The sequence below is a fragment of the Neptuniibacter sp. QD37_6 genome (genome assembly GCF_047778085.1).
Lineage (GTDB): Bacteria > Pseudomonadota > Gammaproteobacteria > Pseudomonadales > Balneatricaceae > Neptuniibacter.
In genome coordinates this window covers 1,159,724-1,178,467 of record NZ_CP180550.1, presented here as the reverse complement: position 1 = coordinate 1,178,467, position 18,744 = coordinate 1,159,724, and the positions used below count along the sequence as shown (strand labels likewise).

The window sequence follows — 18,744 nt, the reverse complement described above, 5'->3', positions numbered from 1 at the left end:
GGGGTGGTATCCTTATCAATGAGGGTGCCATGTAAGTGTTTATGCGGCTGGGATTAGGCTTTCGGCTTTTCTGATAAGCGAAGCGATTTTTTGCGATGTGTTAGTTACCCCAAAACCCACATACCAGTAACTACCATCGCCACCCATTACTGGATTTATTGCAGGATCAGGGAGTAATAATCTTAGTGTTATTAGCTCGTTTGTATTAATGAATATTGCTTCAGTATCCCAGCCTTTATCGTGGAAAGTTTTCCTATTCCCGGAGTCTATTTTTGCTCTGGGGTATGGGTATCTTTCTGTTGATTCACTTACACCAACCCCACCTTCTTTAGTAGATAAAGCGCTAGCCATCATAAAGAAGTTTAATAGATCATCATTGATGCTTTGCATTGAAGAAATAAAAGAACGAATCTCTACATGATTAAAATTGAATTCATAATCTTGGCAGTACAGTAAAGCAATTGCCATTCTTGCTCGCTTACATGACGTGCGTAATATTCCATCTACATAATCAACTAACACATCTTGACCGGCTTCACTTTCGACATATCCATTAAATTCGGCTTGCTCGGAAACGCTCATGTTTTCATAGCGCAAATCTACAAATTTAAAGAACTCTTCGGCTCTAGCCTTTTGTCTTGCTCTATAAGCTTCTGCAACTTTATCTAAAATACCGACAGCTGCTGTGGCCAGCTTGCGTTCGCCCGAAATGTCTAAATCTAACAATGTTCTATTCCCTGTTCATTGATAACAAGACAGAGCATATTAGCGATTTAAGATTGAAACAACGCTAAATCCCCCAAACAAAATCATAGGGTCAAGTGTGCGTTTACCACTCTCACTCCTTAAGAATCCATCCTTTCACCCAAATACTCCACCAGCATCCTAACCTTAGGCGACAAATGCCGATTATGCGGATACAGAGCCCAGATCCCCTCGGGTTCCGGTTGATAGCTCTCTAGCAGCGGCACTAACCTACCTTGCTCGATATGCTCTTTCACATAGTAATCTGGCAGTTGTACTATCCCTAGACCTTTTAGCGCAGCATCCAATAGCGCTAAGCCGCTATTGCAGCGCAAGCTGCCTTTAATTCGTACTTCCCTCTCTTGTCCTCCATCCAGTAAGCGCCAGTAATCCAAGGTGCCTTGGAGACAGTTGTGCTGTTCTAACTCAGAAATTGAGTCGGGTCGGCCATGCGCATTGAGGTAATCTTTTGAGGCGCAGATAAATTGCTGTCGTGCTCCGAGTCTTTTGGCGATCATGCTGGAGTCTGCCAGCTTGCCTAAACGGATCGCTAGATCATAGCCCTCTTCCACCAGCGCCACTTTCTGGTTGGTGAGATGGCATTCCACTTCGAGCTCTGGGTACTGCAGCATAAAGTTGTTGAGCAGCGGGATAATTTTGGTTTCGCCAAAGGTAGTTGGGGCGGTGAGTTTAAGTTTGCCTTGAGGGCGGCTTTGTAACTGGCTGAGTGCTCTTTCGGCTTCGTCTAGGCCGTCTAGAAGTTGGCGGCAATGTTGGTAGTAGATCTTACCCTCTTCTGTAACTGATACCCTACGGGTTGTGCGATAGAACAGTTTTGTAGCGAGGCGCTTTTCTAAAGCACTGATCTGCCTACTCACTTGTGCGGTAGAGATACCTAAGCGCTGCGATGCTGCGGTGAAGCTTTCTGTCTCTGCTACAGCAACAAATTCGGTTACCCCCTCCCAGCCAAACATTATTACCACTTCGTAAAAGTATTTTCATATTTAGCTAGATTATAGCGATTTATGAAAAAACTATAATGTTTAGCACATTGATCCTTATTGATTAAAAACGCTGTCCTAAATAAAGAGTAGAGCCATGATTAAATCCAAAGCAGCCATCGCTTGGGGGCCTAACCAGCCTCTATCCATCGAAGAAGTTGACGTAATGCCACCACAAAAAGGTGAAGTGCTTATCAAGATTGTGGCGACAGGTGTTTGCCATACCGATGCCTTCACCCTTTCTGGTGAAGATCCAGAAGGCATCTTCCCTGCAATTTTAGGCCACGAAGGTGGTGGTATTGTTGAAGCCGTGGGCGAAGGTGTTACCAGTGTAGAAGTGGGGGATCACGTAATCCCGCTATACACACCTGAATGCGGCGAGTGTAAGTTTTGCAAATCGGGTAAAACCAACCTCTGCCAAAAAATTAGAGAAACGCAGGGCAAAGGCTTAATGCCAGATGGTACCACCCGTTTTTATAAAGATGGTCAGCCGATCTATCACTATATGGGCTGCTCTACCTTCTCTGAATACACAGTGTTACCTGAGATCTCACTGGCGAAAGTGAACAAAGCTGCACCGCTAGAAGAGGTTTGCCTATTAGGCTGTGGCGTGACGACCGGTATGGGAGCGGTAATGAATACCGCCAAAGTTGAGGAAGGTGCAACGGTTGCGATCTTTGGTTTGGGCGGGATTGGTTTATCCGCTGTGATTGGTGCAACCATGGCTAAAGCGAGCCGCATCATCGCCATTGATATTAACGAAAGTAAGTTTGATCTAGCTAAACAGCTAGGCGCTACCGAATGTATTAACCCTAAAAACTACGACAAGCCGATTCAGGATGTCATCGTTGAGTTGACCGACGGCGGTGTGGATTACTCGTTCGAGTGTATCGGTAATGTTGATGTGATGCGCTCTGCCCTTGAGTGCTGCCACAAAGGCTGGGGCGAGTCGGTGATTATTGGGGTAGCCGGTGCAGGTCAGGAGATCTCTACCCGTCCGTTCCAGTTGGTGACTGGACGTGTATGGCGCGGTACTGCCTTTGGTGGCGTTAAAGGCCGCTCTGAGCTTCCTGATTACGTGGAACGCTATCTACAAGGCGAGTTTAAGCTGTCTGACTTTATCACTCATACCATGGGGTTAGAGGACATTAACAAAGCGTTCGATTTGATGCATAAAGGCGAAAGTATTCGCAGCGTTATTCATTTTGATAAGTAATTGTCTTAAGTAACCCTAACCGAAATCCGCCCTGAGTCTATTCAGGGTGGATGTGAGTAAACTCAATGCAGATTGAAAATTTAGCTCAGTTCAAAAGCTTTGGTGGCTGGCAGAAGCAATATCAGCATGATTCCACCCGCTTAAACTGCACTATGCGCTTCTCTATTTTTCTTCCACCGCAAACACTGGCAGGAGAAAAGGTACCTGTGCTCTATTGGCTATCTGGCCTTACCTGTACCGATGAGAACTTTATTCAAAAAGCCGGTGCTCAGCGTATTGCTGCAGAGTTAGGTATCGCCATTGTCACACCCGATACCAGCCCTCGCGGCGAAGATGTTGCGGACGATCCCGGATATGACTTAGGCATGGGCGCGGGCTTTTATGTCAACGCCACCCAAGCACCGTGGCAGCAGCACTATCAGATGTACGATTACATTGTGACTGAGTTACCTGCCCTGATTGAAGCGAACTTCCCTGTCACAGAGCAACGGGCGATTTCTGGGCACTCTATGGGGGGACACGGCGCATTGATGATCGCTCTGCGAAACTCACAGCGTTTCTCATCCGTGAGTGCATTTAGTCCGATTACCAATCCAATAAATTGCCCTTGGGGTCAGAAGGCGTTTAGCGCTTATCTAGGTGATGATGTAGAGGCTTGGAAACAATACGATAGCTGCGAGCTGATTAAGAACACGAATAACTTTATGCCGACACTGATTGATCAAGGTAAGAAAGATCAGTTTTTGGATGAGCAGCTAAAACCTGAAGCGCTATTAGCGGCAGCTGGGGATAATCCTGTGGAGCTGCGATTGCACGATGGCTACGACCATAGCTATTACTTTATCGCCAGCTTTATTGAAGAGCATCTGCGTTTTCATAAACAGTATTTCACAGGCTAATTATCACTTTGAGCCTCAGGTTTTGATTAGGCACAAGGACTCTCTTGTGCCATATTCATTTTTGCTACTTACTTGAAGGGCTTTCCTAAAAAACTATTTCTCTAAACTGCTGTGAAGAATGCCGATCCAAACACTTGTTGAAAGGAAACCGGTTGTCCAGCTTTGCCATTTAGGCGATAGACCCTTTAACTGCATCTGGCCCAAGTTCATCCCTTTATCTTGCATCGCTTTTACTTCAGCCAACGTTCCTTCCAGCATCATTTTAAATGCCTTCAATTCAGCTTTATTTGATACAGGACCATGACCTGGAATAACAATAGTTTTGTTATCAATGAGTTCGAGCACCTGACCCACATTCTCAGCCATGCGAGCAACATTACCGCCATTCTGGATATCTACGAACGGGAAAAAGCCATTGAAATAAAGATCACCCATATGAACTGCATTGGCCTTTTTGAAGAAGACGACAGAATCACCATCGGTATGGCCACCAGCCAAGTGAAGTAACTCAACCTCTTCATCATTAATGTAGAGCGTCAGTGCTTGTTGATAGGTGATAGATGGCAGCGCATGTTCTGGGTAAGGCTCGGTTTTCATATTGAAGAGCTTAACCTCTTGAGAGGTAAGCAACCGCTCACGAACATTATCATGCGCGACGATCGTCGCGTGATGACCAAAGTGGTGATTACCTTCTGTGTGATCGCCGTGCCAATGGGTGTTGATAATGTAAGTCAGCTTATCTTCACCACCAAACTTTTGCAGGGTCTTCTGCAATGCTGGTGACATCGAACGGTAATCATCATCGATCATCAACAAGCCCTGATCACCTGTTAACAATCCAATATTGCCGCCCTTTCCCTTCAACATCGAAATGTTCTCGGTCAATGTCTGCACTTTAAACTTAGGGGATTGTTGGTGGTGGTTTTCTGCAACAGCAGAGGTTCCAACAAACAAGCTAAGCACAGCACCAGCAAAAATAGAGCGGATCAACATCATAACTACCCTTGTAATAATTCGATCAAAATTGAGCTTACACTTCAGCTTTCTATTCAGTTCACTACGATGATTAACTATAGCCCATTACCCACAGCACTACTGGCAATTTGCTAAGAAATAGAAACAAGTTTTAAGCTGGGTTAAACCATTCTTTACGAGACGCTCCATCATAAAAACTCCAAGCAACAACCCGCGTTATTTTTTGGCCTTGGTGCATCTCAATGGTCTTCACTTTTTTCGCTCTAACCTTCTTTAAAGCGGTATATAGCTGAGGCAGATTTTCTTTTTTTGAGATCAAGCAACTAAACCAAAGTGACTGCTCAGCAAACTCAGTACTCTCCTTGATCATCTGCTTAACAAAAGCGATCTCTCCACCTTTGCACCACAACTCTGCCCCTTGACCTGCAAAGTTTAGTACTTGGTTATTACCGGAAGATGTCTGCTTACCACGGTTTAAGTTTCTAATCTTCCGCTTAGTACCTTGCGTAGCTTCTTGAAGCGAAGCATGGAAAGGCGGATTACACATGGTAAAGGCAAAGCGATCAGACGGTTTGATGATCTGCTTAAATACCTGTTGAGAGGATGGCTGTAGTCGACATTTAAGCTTCCCCTTCAAAACGGAGTTGGCTTTGACGATCTGTTCCGCACAAGCAATAGATACAGGATCAATATCACTGCCGACAAACTTCCAACCGTAACTCTGACTACCAATCAGTGGATAGATACAATTAGCCCCTGTACCTATATCTAAACCCTGAACTTGAGCGCCTACTGGCACTTTTCCGCCATTAGATTCAGCTAAAAGGTCTGCAATGTAGTGAAGATAATCAGCACGCCCTGGTATCGGAGGGCATAGATAGCCCTCGGGGAAATCCCAAAACTGAATATTGTACTCAGTACTTAATAAAGCCTGATTCAGCAGTTTGACTGCTTTAGGTTCAGCAAAACGAATAGACGTTTCACCTCGCGGTGTTTCATAAGTGTATTTAGCTAATTCAGGAAACGCGTGAACCAATCTAGGGATATCATAAGGGGCAGCATGCGGATTTCGCGGATGCAGACCTGATTTTCGCTCGTTACTTTTAGAGGATGTTTTGGAAGAAGAATTGTTTGTTCTAGCCACAATAACGCCAGTGTAAGGTGAAATGTAGGAATTGTAGCAAGATTATTGAGTCACTGTTTAAACCTTGAAGATAAAAGAAAGCCAGACCTTACCTTTCACAGACCCCGACGTATGTTCCCGGTAAGGACTGGCATCTTTCCAGCGAAAAAGAGATCCTCTCTATAAATTGGATACCATGCGAACACGGTATTCATTGGCAACAATGCGCCATTGTGGGACCTCATCCATAACGCCCACTTGATCTAGGTAACGTAGCGATAAGCTACTCGCCAGATCACATTCTCCTGCTACATCAACCGAAGGAAGCATAGCGTCCGCAACATGCACCGCAGTTAAAGGACTAAATTCTTTTGACGACGATAGATGAGGGACATGGTGTAACATAACAGCTTCAACTACCTGAGGTGGTAAATTCCACAATGCCAATAAAGCAGCGGCAACCTCACCATGGAAGAAGCCACAAGCGGCTTTTTCTACCAAATAGATTGGCTTTTGCTTTTTAACTGAATAGTTAATCAATTTTTTATACTGAACAGGATCATGGGCAGCCATAATCATGACCCCTAAATCATGTAGCAATCCCGCTAAAAAGGCTTGGTCTTGAACAGCCTTACTCGCGCCAGCTCTTCTTGATATAGCTTGTGCTAGACGCGCTACTAACAATGAACGTTGTCCCATTTTCTCAAAAGAGAACTGATCCCAACCTTGCCCCTCTTTAAACTGATTATTTAATTGGCTGCTCAACACCATACTTCTAAGGTTTCTTACGCCCAATAACGAAATTGCTTCCCTTAAATCAGAGATTTGGCGACTAAAACCAAAAAATGCTGAATTTACCTGCTTCATAATTTGTGCAACAACCGATGGATCCTGCTCAATGATCTCACTAATTTCTGTAAGATCTGCAACATCAGAGTTAACCGCTTCAGTTAGTTGGCAATACATACTTGGTGGCGACGGCAAGCAACCAACAGTAGAAACATATGCCTGCAAAGATGAACGATTAAGCAGTTTAACCAGCTTAATCTGGTACTCCAGTTCCTCAGCAACTTCTTTGATGGGTACGTTGTTAGGATAAATGCGATGTGCAATTTCAGAAGCTTTAGCTTTAAAGCCCGCATTCCAGAATTCTGCCCCTAGAAATACTCTCACCGCATGAGGCTGTATACGAGATAGCTTAGCCATCAATTCTATATCGACTACTGCACGCATCGAACAAGGTAGAATAACCGCATCGTATGTATTTTGTTCTAATTGGTCGATTAAGCTATCTTTAGAATCTAAACGAACAAACGCCCAATTAAATTCAGCCCCTTCTATCTCACGGCTCCAAGCAGCTAAGCTGCCTTGTTCATCCAGCATAGCGATTTTATATCTGGGCGAAGAGCCTTTATTGATAGTGCTCATAATCTTTACCTGCACATTTTCGATTAATCATTACTACTGTATCCAATCACAATTACTTTCTAAGCGTCAGCAACTGTTGATACCTTAATCCTAGTGCGAAATAACCTTAATAAAAGCGAGCTTTTATTAAAATTTTATCTAATTTTTAAATGAAATTTTGTGGGTTGTTTAAAAAAATACACAACCTAAGGTAAATACAGGCTTTTCTATATTTACGTGTGTTTTGAATAAAATTTTATCTAGTTTTTAATGAGAAATTTTCACATTAAAAAGTCAATAAAAGTAAGATTTATTATTGCAAAGGAGGGCTATTAGGGAGTTTCGCGGTATAGCTCTGCGATGAGCAAGGTAGCTGATTTAGCTAATAGTAACGCGGTTTCGACCCGCATTTTTAGATTGGTACAGCATTTTATCTGCAGTATTGAGTAACACATCTGGGCTATCCCCCATTTTGTACTCAGCTACCCCAAAGCTCACGGTTATATCGATTTGATGAGGAAAAATATGATCCTGAACTAACGCTCGTAGCTTATCGGCAAGTTTCTCGGCTCCAATAATATCCATTTCAGGCGTCACAAGCATAAACTCTTCACCGCCCCATCGACCTAAGATATCGGACTCTCGAATATTACTTCTTACCAGATTACTGACCTCAATAAGCACTTTATCTCCTACTTGGTGACCACAGTTATCATTTACTGATTTGAAATGATCGATATCGAACAACATAACACAGAAGTTCCCCCCATATCGTTCTGATCGAGCAACCTCTGCTTTTATTGCAGCATCCGTTTTTAAACGGTTATATAAACCTGTTAAATGGTCAGTCTGACTAATGCGCTCTAACTGTTTATTCTTCTCTTTAAGGATCTGGTTAAATTGTCTGATGCTTCTAAATCGAACTACAAAGATCATTGAGATAAGGAAAAAGCCAACCAGTAACTGCCATAATAGAGTTTGATCCAACTTATTCTGTACCGTCACGCTATACCAGCGTTGTAAAATCTGGTTTGTTTTCTGTGGGGATAAGCCATCGACTGCTTTAGAGAATATACTTAATAGCAACGCATCATCTTTTCCCACTCCAACCCTCAAAACACTTTTGTACTCAGTAAAGCCTGCAACTTTTACGTTGTTAGTTGCAAGCTCCTGTATATCTCTAAGCATACTGATTTGAGTACCAATAGACGCATAAGCCTTACCTGTGGAAACCAGCTTAATTGCCTCTTTTTGTGTTTGCGTATACACCACTTTGATCAGAGGGTAATCCCGTCGAATAAGCTCTTCATAAATATAATTCTTGGGCATGGCCAACACTTTACCCTGTAAGGCAGGTAAGCCATCAATAAACAGCACATCGGTACGGCTAATTAGAGCTACCGCAGCTTTCACATAAGGAGAGGTAAAGTTAAGATAGGCGCTACGTTCTGGACTTTCGTTTAGCATCGATAGAATATCGCACTCTTTAGCTTTCGCTTTGTGCAAAGACTCACTCCAGCTTTTTGTCGGAACAAGCTGAATACGAATGCCCATCATTTTGGAATACTCTGCCATAAAATCAGCAGACAAACCCACATGTTTACCTTGATCATTAATGGCTTCAAAAGGTAACCAATCTGGATCAATACACATCGTTATCTGTTCTTTAGATGTGAGGTACTTCTTTTCCTCTTCTGTAAAAGACAGCTGTTCAACCGCTAAAACATTGCTGCTAAATAATAAAAAAAGAAGAAACCGGACCACACTCATTTCATCCCTCATTGCCTTTTAACAACGGTTCTGATGGACGCGACCAGATATAGCATAGAGCAAAGATAATTGTGGCGATGACAGTTAATTTGAGGCCATAGTGGAAAGTTTTAAAAATCAGAGGATAACTAACCATAGCTAACATCATAACCGTTGCTAACCATTTAGCTTTTAAAGGTATAACACCATCCGTTTCCCAATCCTGGATAATCTTTCCAAATAACTTATTTTGCAGCAATGCCTGATGCAGTCTCTCAGAGCTTCGAGAAAAGCAAAAAGCCGCTACTAAGAGGAAGGGCGTTGTGGGCAGTAAAGGTAAAATAACCCCGATCAAACCAAGAAGTACACATATAAATCCGGCGATCAAATAGAGGGTACGTACAATCGTTTTTCTCAACAGATACTCCCTGGACCAAGCCACCTAGAAAGAATATATCAATACAGCAGTACGTATGTCGTGGACATGTATCTATAAGATAGCAGGAATTTAGTTTTTCAGGTTACATAAAGTATTACTTTAGAGGAAATACCCTCTCAAAAACTAAACACCATTAGTTTAAATTTAAGGTAAAAGAATAAGGGACCTTGAAGTGATGTTATCTATCTTAAGTCCCCAGTTTCTTAGTTCATGACGACTTAAAATCATCTTTCCTTGGCTTTGAAAATGCATTGGTATTTGTGCGCTGCCTTTAGGTAACACTAGTAATTGTTTCGCAAGATTTGCTGCATCTTGGCCCATCAAAATGCCACTGACGACCATCCCAGCCATTACCTTTCCTTTTCCAATAGCTTGTTCATGAGCAGTTATTGTCATTACAGGTGAGTTAGTCGAAACCCAACGACTTAAATCGTCAAAGCTGACGTATTCACCATTTGAGTCATGCATAGCTGCATAACCAGCTATCAAGATAAGATCATATCCTTGCTTCTTGCTGAGTTTAATTTGCTCTTTCCAAGCATCTGCACTCGAAACTCTGACAACATCTGCCCGAATGTTCTTAGCAATTCGGAAATTGGATTTACCTCCTAAGTCATACTGAAAAATAGCATCTGCAGTTAAACTATCTCCGAGTAAAATTAGAACTTGTCGCAGCTTTAAACGAGTTGCTCTGGCAAATTCCACAATTGAACGCTTAATCATCGGACGCTCAACTACCCCAGTAATATTCTTAGCATTAATAACCCAAGGATAATCACGACGAATATCCGAGTTAATACCGCAAAAAACTACCGGCGTGTTTTTTGCAATCTGCTCACCTAGTAATCGAAATCCATTATCATCACAAATAATTACCAAATCAGGCTTTTGTTCTTGAAATAGATTCAAAGCCCTTTCCGCACTGAACTTAAACATCCCTTTGGGTAAACGCTTCGTATCCATATGATGAACAAATAACTGATATTCGTCGTCTAACTCTTGCTTTACACCTGTAGTCAGATCTTCCACCCACTTCATCTCTTGATGGTAACTGTGGATCAGCATGATCTTAGTTTCAGCCACAGCTATATCTGCTGCACCTAAACTGACCAACAGCCAAAAAGTCAAAGGTACGATGCTTCGCATATCAATCCTGTATGCTATTCAATGGGTTACTTAATAAAATATAGATGATTATTTAAGATTGGGTGGGTTTATGAACTGCGATAAGGCAGTGGAGGTAAATTTAAAGCATAGCAGCGAGGAGGAATTACCTCCCCCTCTGAGCAAGAAGAATAAACTATTTACTAGAATCCCCTCAAATTTTACTTTCTTTTTGCATTTAGCGCCTGAAGGTTATGCCCCATCTTATAAAGCAGCATATCTCGATCAATCGGTTTTAGAATCACCTCATGTATCCCTTTTTTCATCGCGTCTTGAGCAAGCTGAGTATCCCCCGGCTTTGCTAAAACCATAATGCGGGTATGAGCCATCTCTGGATCTTGTTTGATCTTATCAATAACAGAGATTGCACTCATATCCGGAAGAGTTAAATCAAGTAAAACAATATCTGGTTTCCAACTTTGTAGAAGTTTCAAGGAGTGGGTCGCGCACCCTGATACCTGAGCTTTGTAACCTCCGGAATCTAAGATCGCTTTAATCTGATCTCGTTGTTCACTTTCATCCTCAAGTAACAAAATATTACTATCGTCAAAAACAACTGTTTCACTGGCCTGTAACGTCTCTTTTTGCTGTTTAGTCAAATTAGTTGCGTGATCGACTTTCGCTTGAAGGCTCTCTTTTGCAGATGTTTGTTGTAACTGAACTTCACGGATATGTTGCTCCTTATGTTGATCGAACAAACTCCGCATATCTGCATGATGATCTTCATGCAAACCACCCTCTTGTATGATCTTCTCTTTCATTCTATCCATAGAGAAAGAAACAAGGTGCATAAGCTTTTCATAACTCTCAGCGTTAAGATCCGATATGTCTTCATTACATGAAATAATCTGATCAAAATACTCACAGAAGTTTTCGACTGAAAAATTATCCGCTCCAAAACTTTTACGGTCATGAAGCGCACGTCGAATAAACCGCAGCCTCAAAAGTAAATGATATGGATCGTAAAGTGGGCGGACTATAAAGTAGTCGTCAAACACATCCTTATTACAGATGGAAAATGCTTCTTTAAGGTCCTCCCGACTACAGAAAACGATTTTCTTGAATAGAATCCTTTCAATATTTTTCTTAGCACTTAGGAGATGGAGGTAGCAAATTTCGTTCTCTTGAATGGTATTCAGCCCCATTAATAGCACATCGATTTTATGCTCTACGATCAATGAGAGAGCTTCTTCCTCAGTATTAGCAATATAGAAGCGCGGGAAGTGACGCTTAACCATATTACAAAGTGACTCTAAATCTGATGACTGCTTAATCACCAGCAAGATAGAAAAACGATGTTCTGAACTCATACTTCCCCCATAACTACTTAATCTTAACCTCACCCTTAGTACAGCTTACATTTAAAATTGAGCGTTCATTTTAAATTAAGGTGACATCTCCCAATATGAAAGTTTCTCCCTGGCTTTCAATGACAAGCATCACTTTTCCATCTATTTCTTGCTCTACAGCCATCTCAACGAGTTGATAAAACACATTACGATGGATTAACCCCTTCATTCCGAAACGAACATCAATATAAGGAGAGGGTTCTGAGGTTTCGCTACACTCTTCTACCCAGAGCGAATGGTTCTTGCCAATAACAACTTTATCCCCTGTAGCACTTACAAATTGATACTCAGGTCCATTTTCACTATTGAGAATATGAACTTCTGTCATCAAAAAGGGAGCATCCTCCACTTCGATCCCAACTTTCTCCACCGGCGTTTTCAAGAAGTACTTGCCTTCTTCTAACCACAATACTCTGGAGAATAGTTTAACCATTGCGGGGCGACCGATAATTGTTCCTTGGTAGAACCACTTACCATCACGGCAAATGCGCATATCAATATCACCGCAAAACTCAGGATTCCATTGATCTAATGGCGGTATACCCTCTCCTGACTTTTCAATCGCTTTACTTGCTTCAGATAGATCAAAACCAGGTTGGCTCAAACTCTCTACTCCTAACTTTTTCTTCAGCCTATTAAATTTACTCAACTCTAACTAAAAAACTTTCATCTTATAACTTAAACACATGAATAATATTAATTGTTAGAATAGCTAGCAATTACAGCTTAGATAGAAATTGAAAAACTACAATGAAACAGGATTTAAGAACAAAGTTTGCTGACGATCGCCGTGGTGTATATCTATTTGGTACAACACCGCCTAAAGATGGTACTGCAGAAGAAACCGCTCAAGGCATTGCGGACAAACTGCTAGAACGTCTGCAACATGTCGATTTTGATGGTCTGATTGTTTATGACATTCAGGATGAGAGTAGCCGTATCGACAAGCCACGTCCGTTTCCATTCATGCGCACCTTAGATCCACGTGCTTACTCTAAGCTAATCCGTGAAAAAGCAGATAAACCTGTTATCACATACAAGAGTGTGTCTCAGCGTGATAAAGAAGCTTTTATCTCTTGGTTAGATGAAGCTTGGAACGAATATGGAGTTCGTGACACTGTTCTTGTAGGAAGTCCATCTTCTGATGGTGATATCCAGCTTAGCCTTAATGATGCTTACGCTGCGCTTGCGGAGCACCCAGCTGACTTTCAACTAGGCGGAGTTACAATTGCCGAGCGTCACGCCTCTAAGCGTAATGAGCACGAACGTTTAGTCAGCAAAACTGAGCAAGGCTGTGAGTTCTTTATCTCTCAGGCGGTTTATGATGCGCAAGCAACAATTGATATGTTGAGCAGTTACGCACGTAAGTGTCGTGAAGACGGTGTTAAACCAAAGCGCGTCATTCTGACCTTTACGCCATGTGGTAGCACTAAGACTCTAGAATTTATGGAGTGGTTGGGGATTTCTGTACCTGAAGCTACCCGTTTCCGTATCATGGATGCTCACAGCCCGTTACAGGAATCTATTCGTATTTGCCGTAACAACTTAGAGCAGATTTTAGAAGCAGTAATGCCACTTGGCATCCCTGTAGGTTTAAATATTGAAAGCTTAACTAACCGTAAAGAAGAGATCGACGCTTCGATTCGTTTGTTCAAACTTCTTAAGTCCGTTGTAGATCTTAAGCTAGCCGAAGCAGATATTTAATGCCCACCTAGAGTTAGAATAGAAAAAGGCCGCGAATATTCGCGGCCTTGTCTTTTCGGTCCTTCACATTAATGTTTTGTTTATTTTCAACAACATATGTGTCCGAGCGAGATCGTCTTGCACTTTGCGTTTATATTCTAGTGATTCGGAAGAAAGAGCAGACTTTTGCCTAAGCACAGTCCAATCCTCTAAATCGTTATTATTTTTCAGTAATGCTTTAAATGCTTCGGGAAAATCAGATTCCTGATCTATACCAGAAATATCCACGTCTCCCTTTAAAAGAAAAACGCTCTCACCCTCTTTACACTGAACACGAGATTCACTGAAATTAAAAAGATGGGAAGCGTATTCTTGCGAAAAACACACCGGCATGTCTGCAACTTTTATCCCTTGAGGAGCTAACTGAAGTTGACCTTCAGTTTCATTTTTTACTGCAAGCACGTAGGTTGGTATTTTCATATCAAGCACTCCTTTCCTGTTTGAACAACAGTTTCTTCATCTATGAATCAACTCCCCCTGGTTCCATACCGGGGAACAGGTGCAAAAAAGATAATAACTATCATTTTTGACAGTAAGCAGTTTAGACACTGATCTATGCATCTTTGTGACAAAAAATTCATTTATTAATATATTTCAGCTCAATAAAAGAAGCATATGAGATCTAAAAACTCTCCATCCCCACTATTTCTAAGCCTTAAGCAATATTAAAAACACCTGATTTAGCAATTTAACATATTAAAGATTATTAAAATCTCTAATAGTACCTATTGTGTGATATTTGTTGTTGCAAAACTGTTGCCCTAAAGCAACGGATTGTTGCAATTTTCACACTTGCTCAGTTGAGTAAAAAACAGTATTTTTGACGGACCGTCATTTATAGGTAATAGAAAAGAATATGAGCCCCAAAGTTATTCACGAAGCCGATTTAGAAGCCCGTGAAGAAGAAATTATGCAAGCTGCTATACAGATCATCAGTGAATTAGGTGTAGCAGGGCTCACTATAGATAAAGTAGTAGCAAGGCTGCCTTACTCTAAAGGCACGGTATACAACCATTTTACCTGTAAAGAAGACCTATTAACCGGTCTATGTAACCGGTGTGTAAGACGACTAGGAGCGCTATTCGAACGCGCCTTTCAATATGACGGAAGTAGTCGCGAGAAGATGCTTGCCGTCGGGTATGGCTATATGCTCCATTCACAGCTAAACCCTACTGAATTTATGTTGGTTCTTTCTGCTAAAACACCGTCAGTCCGGGAAAAATCAACCGAAAAGCGTCAAGAAGAGCACCTTATTCTAGAAAATAAGCTATTAGGCGGCATGTTGGAGGTTATCTCCTCAGGGCTTGCAAGTGGTGATTTATCGTTACAACCACACCTTTGCCCCGCACAGGTAGCGTTTTCTTTATGGTCAATGAGCTTTGGTACGATTGCCTTACTCCATGAAACCCTTGACCGCTGTAATGTTAGAGCTGAGATGCAACTAGAACGAGAGTTAGTTAATCACTCTAATATTCTGCTGGATGGCCTAAATTGGAAGCCTTTTACTCATGAGCATCCATGGCATGAGAGCATCCAGCGCTTTAAAACCGAACTTTTTGCTGAAGAAGTCAAACAGCTTCAGCAGAAGCAGCTACTGTGCAGTTCTGAATAAACTGTAATGAATTTAAAAACGCGGTGCTTGCACCGTTTTTTAAACCCTAGTTAATGACGTTTCGTCATTAAAAAAGAAATAACTAATATTGCTTAACCGCAATCAACCCCGCAAGGGCCCTTGGAGCAGGAAAATGAGAGATCGCCTTTTCCGATTCGTGTTGAACCACCCTATTTGGGTCGTTCTTTTCTCGATAATGTTCGTTGTTAGCGCAACTTATGGCGCCAAAAATCTGGTCTTCAAAAGCGACTATCGCGTGTTTTTCAGTGATGAGAATCCTCAACTGACAGCATTCGAAGCGATGCAGAAGATTTACAGCAAAAGTGACAACGTCGCTTTTGTCATCTCACCCGAAAATGGTGAAGTATTTACTCCACAAACCCTTGCGGCCATTCAAGAACTAACGACTGAATCCTGGCAGGTACCCTACTCTACCCGCGTAGATTCAATTACCAACTATCAGCATACCTGGTCTGAAGAAGACGACATGATCGTCGAAGATCTAGTATTAGACGCTGAGACGTTGACTGATGCGGATATGCCAAGGCTAAAAGAGATCGCTGTTAATGAACCGCTATTGGTAAACAAACTGATCTCTCCAGAAGCTCATGTCACGGTTGTAAACATCACCGTACAGCTACCGGGCGTAGACCCTGTTGTTGAAGTACCTCAGGTTGTGAGTAAAGTTCGCGAAATGCGCGATGAATTTGTTCAAGCGAATCCAAATCTGAAAGTTCACCTTTCAGGCATGGTGATGATGAACAACAGCTTTGCTGAATCATCTATTGAGGACAACGCAACGCTTGTGCCTTTGATGTTCTTAGTTGTCATCATCGGTATGGTACTGCTATTACGCAATTTTAGCGGCACCTTAGCAACTGTTGTCGTGATCATTTTCTCTATTGCTGCAACCATGGGTTTAGCCGGCTGGACAGGTTTCTACTTAACTGGCCCATCTGCAAGTACCCCAATTATGATACTAACCTTAGCGGTAGCAGATTGTGTGCACATACTGACCACTATGTTTTATGAGATGCGCCAGGGCGTTAAGAAAGAGAAAGCTATTCAGGACAGTTTACGGATTAACTTCCAACCTATTTTCTTAACTAGCTTAACTACGGCAATCGGTTTCTTAAGCCTCAACTTCTCAGATTCTCCTCCATTCAGAGATCTGGGCAATATGGTTGCTGTGGGTGTAATGCTTGCCTTTATATTCTCGGTAACAATATTCCCTGCAATGCTGCGTTTACTACCTGTCCACGTTAAACCGCTTGAAGAGGGTAAAAATGACTTCATGCACAAACTGGCAGATCTTGTAATCGCGAAGCGTCGCGTACTGCTTCCAGCGATGTCAGTGTTGATGATTGCAGCCGTTTTCCTAGTACCGCTAAACAAGCTGAATGATGACTTCGTAAAGTATTTCGATGAAACCGTGCCATTCCGTCAGGCAACTGATTACATGCAAGATAACCTATCAGGCATGACGGCAATGGAGATCTCCATCGATACCAAAGAAGCAAGTGGGATTAACTCCCCTGCGTTCTTAAAAACTGTGGGAGATCTTACCGAATGGCTACGAGTACAACCTGAAACTGATCACGTGAATACGTTGAGCGATATTATTAAACGCTTAAACAAAAACATGCACAGTGATGATCCTGCGTATTACAAACTACCGGATGAACGTGAACTGTCAGCGCAATACTTATTGCTGTACGAAATGTCTCTGCCTTATGGTTTGGATCTAAATAACCAGTTAAACGTGGATAAGTCTTCTACTCGCATCATCGCTACGTTCAATAATATGACCAGTACCGAGCAGATTGAGTTGGAAAGCCGTATCTATAACTGGTTTGCAGAGAATGCATCTAACTATGAGGTTGATATTGCTAGTCCAAGCCTAATGTTTGCACATATTGGTCAACGTAATATCTACAGCATGTTGATCGGCACATCTTTGGCCCTTGTACTGATATCTGTACTGCTTGGCTTTGCATTACGCTCGGTTAAATTCGGCTTTATCAGCCTGATTCCAAACTTAGCGCCAGCGGCAATGGGCTTTGGTGTTTGGTACTTGATTGATGGCCAAGTAGGCCTAGCACTTTCAGTTGTTGCCGGGATGACACTTGGTATCGTGGTAGATGATACGGTTCACTTCTTGAGCAAGTACCTGCATGCACGTAGAGACCGCAACAAGAACAGTAAAGAAGCTGTAGGTTATGCCTTTGCTAGCGTAGGCAAAGCATTATGGATAACCACCTTTGTATTGGTAGCAGGCTTTATGGTGTTGGCTCAGTCCACCTTTAAAGTGAACGCCGATATGGGCCTACTAACAGCACTGACTATTTTGATCGCGTTAATTGTGGACTTCCTATTCTTGCCACCACTTCTGATGCTGTTAGATAAAACAGCTAAAGAAGAGCAAGAAGACTCAGAAAGCGATGATTCTAAGCAAACTGACCCGACACACACTGGCCCTGTACAACCTGCTAATGCAGCACTTAAAAATTCTGAAGGAGAGAAAGATGACTCTGTTAACCAACCCGCTTAAATCTGTATGCATTGCAGGCATGATTCTGACTTCAGGCGTTGCGATTGCTGAAACCGCTGAAGAAAAAGGCCTACGCATTGCAGAAGAAGCTAAAGCAAGCGATCTTGGCTGGACTGATATGCAAGCGCAGATGAATATGATTCTGCGTAACAAACAGGGTCAGGAAAGTGTGCGCGAGATTCGTATGAAATCTTTAGAAGTTGATAACGATGGTGATAAAAGCCTATCGGTATTCGACAAGCCTAGAGATGTGAAAGGCACTGCATTTTTAAGCTTCTCACACCCTGTCGGTGCAGACGACCAGTGGCTATATTTGCCTGCTCTTAAACGCGTAAAACGTATTGCTTCACGTAACAAATCCGGCCCATTTATGGGTTCTGAGTTTGCTTACGAAGATCTATCTTCCTTTGAGGTAGAGAAATACACTTACAAGTATCTACGTGATGAAGCTTGTGAAGGCGGTACTTGCTTTGTTGTAGAACAATACCCAGTGGATAAGAACTCTGGTTATACCCGACGAGTAGTTTGGTTAGATCAAGCGGAATATCGTCCGTGGAAAATCGATTTCTACGACCGTAAAGACTCTGAACTTAAAACCCTGACTTACCATAAGTACAAAGAGTATGAAGGTAAGCACTGGCGTCCAGATCTAATGAAAATGGTGAACCACCAAACAAGTAAAAGCACTGACCTTACCTATGGTTCTTATCAGTTCAAAACGGGTTTAACTGATAAAGATTTCAACAAAAACACGCTAAAACGAGCGCGCTAA

The 18,744-nt window shown here is 42.2% G+C and carries 17 protein-coding genes; 6 read left to right on the top strand and 11 right to left on the bottom strand.

The window, feature by feature from the left end; all coding sequences use genetic code 11:
* Positions 1-39: 39 nt before the first annotated feature.
* Positions 40-726: a hypothetical protein gene (locus ACMXYO_RS05380; RefSeq protein WP_415887504.1), complete on the bottom strand. Its 687-nt coding sequence runs from the start codon at positions 724-726 to the stop codon at positions 40-42.
* 119 nt (positions 727-845) lie between these two features.
* On the bottom strand, positions 846-1,718 hold the full coding sequence (locus tag ACMXYO_RS05375) for a LysR family transcriptional regulator (protein ID WP_415887502.1): 873 nt from the start codon (positions 1,716-1,718) through the stop codon (positions 846-848).
* A gap of 124 nt (positions 1,719-1,842) precedes the next feature.
* Between ACMXYO_RS05375 and ACMXYO_RS05370 the strand changes: the two genes are divergently transcribed.
* Entirely contained in the window at positions 1,843-2,961 is a 1,119-nt protein-coding gene (locus ACMXYO_RS05370) for an S-(hydroxymethyl)glutathione dehydrogenase/class III alcohol dehydrogenase (RefSeq protein WP_415887500.1), read from the top strand.
* 65 nt (positions 2,962-3,026) lie between these two features.
* A complete protein-coding gene (gene fghA / locus ACMXYO_RS05365; RefSeq protein ID WP_415887498.1) occupies positions 3,027-3,860 on the top strand; it encodes an S-formylglutathione hydrolase in 834 nt (277 codons plus the stop codon).
* Positions 3,861-3,953: 93 nt separating this feature from the next.
* On the opposite strand, the gene ACMXYO_RS05360 is transcribed toward fghA, so the two are convergent.
* The 8 genes from ACMXYO_RS05360 to ACMXYO_RS05325 form a co-directional block, all read right to left on the bottom strand.
* Positions 3,954-4,856: an MBL fold metallo-hydrolase gene (locus tag ACMXYO_RS05360; protein WP_415887497.1), complete on the bottom strand. Its 903-nt coding sequence runs from the start codon at positions 4,854-4,856 to the stop codon at positions 3,954-3,956.
* A gap of 130 nt (positions 4,857-4,986) precedes the next feature.
* Positions 4,987-5,979, bottom strand: a complete 993-nt coding sequence (rlmF, locus tag ACMXYO_RS05355) for a 23S rRNA (adenine(1618)-N(6))-methyltransferase RlmF (RefSeq protein ID WP_415887495.1) — start codon at positions 5,977-5,979, stop codon at positions 4,987-4,989.
* A 159-nt stretch (positions 5,980-6,138) separates the two neighbouring features.
* Positions 6,139-7,386, bottom strand: coding sequence for an HDOD domain-containing protein (locus ACMXYO_RS05350; protein ID WP_415887494.1), 1,248 nt, complete (start codon positions 7,384-7,386; stop codon positions 6,139-6,141).
* Positions 7,387-7,743: 357 nt separating this feature from the next.
* Complete coding sequence (locus tag ACMXYO_RS05345) at positions 7,744-9,135, bottom strand: diguanylate cyclase (RefSeq protein WP_415887492.1); 1,392 nt, start codon at positions 9,133-9,135, stop codon at positions 7,744-7,746.
* Position 9,136: 1 nt separating this feature from the next.
* Entirely contained in the window at positions 9,137-9,532 is a 396-nt protein-coding gene (locus ACMXYO_RS05340) for a YbaN family protein (RefSeq protein ID WP_415887491.1), read from the bottom strand.
* Positions 9,533-9,697: 165 nt separating this feature from the next.
* Positions 9,698-10,699, bottom strand: coding sequence for an ABC transporter substrate-binding protein (locus ACMXYO_RS05335; RefSeq protein WP_415887489.1), 1,002 nt, complete (start codon positions 10,697-10,699; stop codon positions 9,698-9,700).
* 179 nt (positions 10,700-10,878) lie between these two features.
* Positions 10,879-12,027 (bottom strand): response regulator, encoded by a 1,149-nt coding sequence (locus ACMXYO_RS05330; RefSeq protein ID WP_415887487.1) that lies wholly within the window; start codon positions 12,025-12,027, stop codon positions 10,879-10,881.
* Between the two features lie 70 nt (positions 12,028-12,097).
* The gene (locus tag ACMXYO_RS05325) at positions 12,098-12,670 is read right to left on the bottom strand and encodes a DUF1285 domain-containing protein (RefSeq protein ID WP_415887485.1); all 573 of its coding nucleotides are present in this window, start codon (positions 12,668-12,670) and stop codon (positions 12,098-12,100) included.
* A 146-nt stretch (positions 12,671-12,816) separates the two neighbouring features.
* On the opposite strand from ACMXYO_RS05325, the gene ACMXYO_RS05320 reads away from it, so the two are divergent.
* Entirely contained in the window at positions 12,817-13,770 is a 954-nt protein-coding gene (locus ACMXYO_RS05320) for a methylenetetrahydrofolate reductase (RefSeq protein WP_415887484.1), read from the top strand.
* Positions 13,771-13,833: 63 nt separating this feature from the next.
* Here ACMXYO_RS05320 and ACMXYO_RS05315 read toward each other — a convergent pair whose 3' ends face one another.
* On the bottom strand, positions 13,834-14,229 hold the full coding sequence (locus ACMXYO_RS05315) for a hypothetical protein (protein WP_415887482.1): 396 nt from the start codon (positions 14,227-14,229) through the stop codon (positions 13,834-13,836).
* 436 nt (positions 14,230-14,665) lie between these two features.
* Between ACMXYO_RS05315 and ACMXYO_RS05310 the strand changes: the two genes are divergently transcribed.
* The 3 genes from ACMXYO_RS05310 to ACMXYO_RS05300 all read left to right on the top strand — a co-directional run bounded on the left by ACMXYO_RS05310 (position 14,666) and on the right by ACMXYO_RS05300 (position 18,744).
* On the top strand, positions 14,666-15,421 hold the full coding sequence (locus ACMXYO_RS05310; protein ID WP_415887480.1) for a TetR/AcrR family transcriptional regulator: 756 nt from the start codon (positions 14,666-14,668) through the stop codon (positions 15,419-15,421).
* A gap of 133 nt (positions 15,422-15,554) precedes the next feature.
* Positions 15,555-17,972 carry an efflux RND transporter permease subunit gene (locus tag ACMXYO_RS05305; RefSeq protein WP_415887478.1) on the top strand — a complete coding sequence of 806 codons (2,418 nt, stop codon included), beginning with the start codon at positions 15,555-15,557 and terminating at the stop codon, positions 17,970-17,972.
* A complete protein-coding gene (locus ACMXYO_RS05300) occupies positions 17,947-18,744 on the top strand; it encodes an outer membrane lipoprotein-sorting protein (protein WP_415887476.1) in 798 nt (265 codons plus the stop codon). Before ACMXYO_RS05305 ends, ACMXYO_RS05300 begins: the two co-directional genes overlap by 26 nt.